Annotated in this window: 6 protein-coding genes; 3 read left to right on the top strand and 3 right to left on the bottom strand. The window is 66.0% G+C overall.

Annotated features, from left to right (window positions below; translation table 11 throughout):
- The coding region (locus tag HMPREF1138_RS01090) for a hypothetical protein (protein WP_009055489.1) at positions 1–377 on the bottom strand (377 nt) is incomplete at its 3' end.
- A 146-nt stretch (positions 378–523) separates the two neighbouring features.
- On the bottom strand, positions 524–2,086 hold the full coding sequence (locus HMPREF1138_RS01085; RefSeq protein WP_009055487.1) for a TrkH family potassium uptake protein: 1,563 nt from the start codon (positions 2,084–2,086) through the stop codon (positions 524–526).
- Positions 2,087–2,226: 140 nt separating this feature from the next.
- Between HMPREF1138_RS01085 and HMPREF1138_RS01080 the strand changes: the two genes are divergently transcribed.
- The 3 genes from HMPREF1138_RS01080 (at position 2,227) to HMPREF1138_RS01075 (ending at position 3,361) form a co-directional block, all read left to right on the top strand.
- On the top strand, positions 2,227–2,445 hold the full coding sequence (locus tag HMPREF1138_RS01080) for a helix-turn-helix domain-containing protein (RefSeq protein ID WP_009055484.1): 219 nt from the start codon (positions 2,227–2,229) through the stop codon (positions 2,443–2,445).
- Positions 2,446–2,529: 84 nt separating this feature from the next.
- Positions 2,530–2,628 carry a 30S ribosomal protein bS22 gene (locus HMPREF1138_RS10570; RefSeq protein WP_003792170.1) on the top strand — a complete coding sequence of 33 codons (99 nt, stop codon included), beginning with the start codon at positions 2,530–2,532 and terminating at the stop codon, positions 2,626–2,628.
- Positions 2,629–2,692: 64 nt separating this feature from the next.
- Complete coding sequence (locus HMPREF1138_RS01075; RefSeq protein WP_009055483.1) at positions 2,693–3,361, top strand: histidine phosphatase family protein; 669 nt, start codon at positions 2,693–2,695, stop codon at positions 3,359–3,361.
- Here HMPREF1138_RS01075 and HMPREF1138_RS01070 read toward each other — a convergent pair.
- Positions 3,358–3,732 carry a phospholipase gene (locus tag HMPREF1138_RS01070; protein WP_009055490.1) on the bottom strand — a complete coding sequence of 125 codons (375 nt, stop codon included), beginning with the start codon at positions 3,730–3,732 and terminating at the stop codon, positions 3,358–3,360. The two genes, HMPREF1138_RS01075 and HMPREF1138_RS01070, sit on opposite strands and share 4 nt — an antisense overlap.
- Positions 3,733–3,902: the final 170 nt, after the last annotated feature.

The following is a 3,902-nucleotide window of genomic DNA, read 5'->3' as shown; positions in this document are numbered from 1 at the left end:
AGGAACTGCCCGATGCCTTTAAGGGCGGGGCCAGCCGGCATGGACCGGGCCGCCTGATTAAGGAACTCCACGGCTTCCTCTTCATTGGTGTCGAGTAGCTTGAGTGCTTCTTTGACTCGGCTTGCGAACTCAGCCGCGTTCTGGCTCATGGAGATGAGGGCCTGCTGTTCCTCACGCCAATAGGAGGTGTAGGCGCGCTGGAAGGCCTTCAAACCCGGCTCGGTCGTCCCCCACTTGGCGGGCGTCTGCATGTTGATAATGTCGTCGATATGCCGTGCGGCCGCTTCAAGTCGTGCAGCGATGCTGTCGTCGCCGCCAGCCAGCGTGTCGATCCAGCGTTGCCACTTCTCGCGGGTGATCTCCATCGTGTCGGACATGACATGCTCCTTTACGCGCTTGCGACACTCAAGTAAAACCAGCCTACCAAACGGCAAAAGGGTGCGCATCAATGTTGGCTGTGGACGAATAGGGCTCGTTCGCGCGCGCCAACGCGAGGGGAGGCGCCCGTACTGGGCGGCGGCATTTAGCCGATGATCGGCTGTTCCTCGGGCATGCGAATGACACGGGAACGCTCGCGCAGGGCCAGGGCGGCGGCCACCGTCATGGAGCCCGTGCGCCCGGCGAACATGAGGGCGATGAGCACGTACTTCGCTCCCACGGGCAGAGTGGGTGTGACGCCCGTGGACAGGCCCACCGTGGCGAACGCGGACACCGTCTCGAACAGAATGACGTCCAGCGAATGATCTGTCATCGACAGCAGGAGGACGACGGAAATCGCGACCATGGCCAGACCCAGGAGGGAGACGGCGACCGCCAGGCGCACGGTCGAGGTGGGGATGCGCCGGCCGAAGGTCTCGATGTCGCGGTCGCCTCGGGCCTCGGCGATGACGGCCAGGACCAGCACCGCAAAGGTCGTCACCTTCACGCCGCCCGCCGTGGATGCAGAGCCGCCGCCGATCATCATGAGGATGTCCTGCACGAAGTGGGTCTGCGACTGCATCGCCCCCACGTCCAAGGCGGACAGGCCCGAGGACCGCGAATTCACGCCCGCCAGCATGGCGTTGAGGATCTTCGACGGGGTGTCAATGGAACCCAGCGTCGCCGGGTTATGCCACTCGGTGAGCGCCAGGGCGAGGGCGCCGACGAACGCCAAGATCAGGTAGGTGGCCAGCGTCAGCTTCGTGTGCAGGCGCCAGCGGCGCGGGCTGCGCAGATTCTTCGCGACGTCCATGATGACGGGGAAGCCGATCGCGCCCACGGTCGTGCCCAAGATGATGGGGATCAACATCCACCAGTCCGTGACGTGCGGGGCGAGACCCTCGGGCAAGATCACGAAGCCAGCGTTGTTGAACACGGAGATAGCCATGAAAACGGCGTCCCACACCGCGCCCACGGGATCGATGCCCATCGCGAGGAAGCGGGGCAGGAACATCATGGCCAGGAGCGCCTGCATCGTCAGGGAGGTCGCGATGACGGCCTTGAGGAGGGTGGAGATCTGCCCCATGGCGCCGGTCCCGGTTTCCTGCGTGGCGAGCATGCGCTGGGTCAGGCCCAGGTGGCGGGACACGGCGAAGGCGAGGATCGAGGCGAGCGTCATGACGCCCAGGCCGCCGACGACGATGCCCGCCGCGATGACGGCCTGCCCGAAAGGTGACCAGTAGGTGGCAGTATCGACGGTGGTGAGACCTGTCACACAAACGGCGGATACGGCTGTGAAGAGCACGTCGACGAAAGGCGCGGACGTGTCGGTCGCGGACGCGATGGGCAGCATGAGCAGGAGGGTGATGACCCCGATGATGAGCGCGAAGGTGCTCAGAGCCAGGCGCGCCGGCGAATAACGGGCCTGGCGCGACAGCCACGCGCGCACGCGCTGGGTGCGCGAGCTGGGGACCTGGGGGTGAGGCCCCCTCGGACCACCCGGGACCTGCCGCACGACGGGGGAGGGCTGAGGGGTCAGGGCTTCCTCTGAAATCGCGTGGGACGAGGCCGTGGCGCGCCCGCGGATCAGGGACCTCGTCGCGCCAGACTCAGTGCGCAGGCGAGGCTTTCCTGCTCGCGGCGTGCGCCCCTTGCGTGCCCGTCCCATCGATGCTCCTTAACGACTCTGCAACAAAACTGAATAAAGTTGCAGTTTCCATGCGGTTGGGCAGTAGTATATTTCGTGAGGCTACGTAAGCGGTGAACGAACGGGTTTAGCGCGCCTCGCGAGCATACTGGGAGTCATTAATGGAACAGCAGTCGGCGCCGCGCTTTATGACTGTCACGGAAGTGGCGGACATCATGCGCGTCTCTAAAATGACTGTGTACCGGTTGATTCACAGTGGCGAAATGCCCGCGATCCGCGTCGGAAAGAGCTTCCGAGTCCCCGAGGCCGCGGTCGCCCAGATGATCCAGGCTGGTATGGCGGATCACTCCGGTGGCCAGGCTCGCGTCATTGGCGGGTAGTATAGGCACGATGTGCCCGCTCCGGGCACCCATCATCAACCAGCGGTAGTACCTCTGCCGCCCACACTACGAGGGAGGAACCCCATGGGCTCCGTCATCAAGAAGCGCCGTAAGCGCATGGCGAAGAAGAAGCACCGCAAGCTCCTGCGTAAGACGCGTCACCAGCGTCGCAACAAGAAGTGAGCGAGTGGAGGCCCGGCCATCTGGTCGGGCCTCTCGTGTGCCCCGGCCCCTATACTTGTGGCTTATGGACCGCACCATCATTCACGTCATGCGCCACGGCGAAGTGGCCAACCCCGACGGCGTCTTGTACGGCAGGCTTCCCGGTTTTGGGCTGACGGAGCTCGGGCATCAGATGGCCGCGCGCGCCGCACAGTACCTGGTGGAATCGGGTGCGGATATCGCTCGCGTCATCTCCTCGCCGCTGCTGCGCGCACAGCTGACGGCGGCGCCGACCGCAGCCGCCTACGGGCTGAGCATCGCCTCGGATCCCCGCCTCATCGAATCCGACAACGTGTTCGAGGGGCTCCCGGTCAACTCTCATCGCGCGATGCTGGCCAACCCCAAGTACTACAAGTACTACTGCAACCCGCTGCGTCCCTCGTGGGGCGAACCCTACCGCGACGTCGCATCCCGCATGAGCGCGGCCCTGTCCTCGGCGCTGCGCGAGGCTCGGGGGCGCGAGGCGCTGGTCGTGTCGCATCAGAACCCGATCGTGACGCTGACGCGCTTCGTGAACGGCCAGCCGCTGGCGCACTCGCCCAAGTCGCGGCACTGCTCGCTGGCCTCCATCACGTCCTTCATTTTCTCGGGCGCCACGCTCGTGGGGACCTCCTATGCGGAGCCCGCAGCGGACCTGGTCGCCCTGGCTAAGGACATGACGCCGGGTGACTCTGCCGCCGACCTGCGCCGTTAGCTGTCGGCCCCGGTCGCGTCCCCGTCTGAGGCGTCCTCGCCCCGCTCACGCTTGCGTCGCTCCTCCTCGCGGCGCTTGCGCTGAATGTCGCGCTCGAGGCGGAAGAGGAACTCGGGGTCGTCGTCCGGCGCCGAGGGGCGGGAGGGGGTGTGAGGGCGCGCCTGCTGCGTCTTTTCCGCGCGCGACACCCAGCGCAGCACGAGCCATACGATCGGGCCGATCGCCGCGATCGTCGCCGTGAAGAGGATGATGAGCAGCCAGATCGGCTTGGGGAGCTTGCCGGGCATTTCATCTTCGGGCGTGCGGTGCCAGTCCGCGGCCGCGTAGATGGTGAGCGCGAGCATTGCGACGAAGAAGAGGATCCTGGCCATGCCCCTAGTCTACGGGCGTGGGGTGCCTCACGCGCTCGCGTTCACTCCCGGGGCAATCCCCGATCAGTTGCGCGTGATCCTGGGCAGGTTCGCGTAGGAGGCGGCCGCCCCCGGCGCGAGGACCGCCGCGGCCCCCGCCCGCATGCCGTCCGCCACGGCCTCGTCAAAGG

The sequence above is a fragment of the Actinomyces sp. ICM58 genome, from assembly GCF_000283035.1.
Lineage (GTDB): Bacteria > Actinomycetota > Actinomycetes > Actinomycetales > Actinomycetaceae > Pauljensenia.
Note: the sequence above shows the minus strand (reverse complement) of the source record. Positions and strands in the feature narration are given on the sequence as shown.

Excerpts from the sequence above, each read along its gene's own strand:
- HMPREF1138_RS01085 (WP_009055487.1), bottom strand. The coding sequence starts at position 2,086 with ATGGGACGGGCACGCAAGGGGCGCACGCCGCGAGCAGGAAAGCCTCGC.
- HMPREF1138_RS01080 (WP_009055484.1), top strand. The coding sequence starts at position 2,227 with ATGGAACAGCAGTCGGCGCCGCGCTTTATGACTGTCACGGAAGTGGCG.
- HMPREF1138_RS10570 (WP_003792170.1), top strand. The coding sequence starts at position 2,530 with ATGGGCTCCGTCATCAAGAAGCGCCGTAAGCGCATGGCGAAGAAGAAG.
- HMPREF1138_RS01075 (WP_009055483.1), top strand. The coding sequence starts at position 2,693 with ATGGACCGCACCATCATTCACGTCATGCGCCACGGCGAAGTGGCCAAC.
- HMPREF1138_RS01070 (WP_009055490.1), bottom strand. The coding sequence starts at position 3,732 with ATGGCCAGGATCCTCTTCTTCGTCGCAATGCTCGCGCTCACCATCTAC.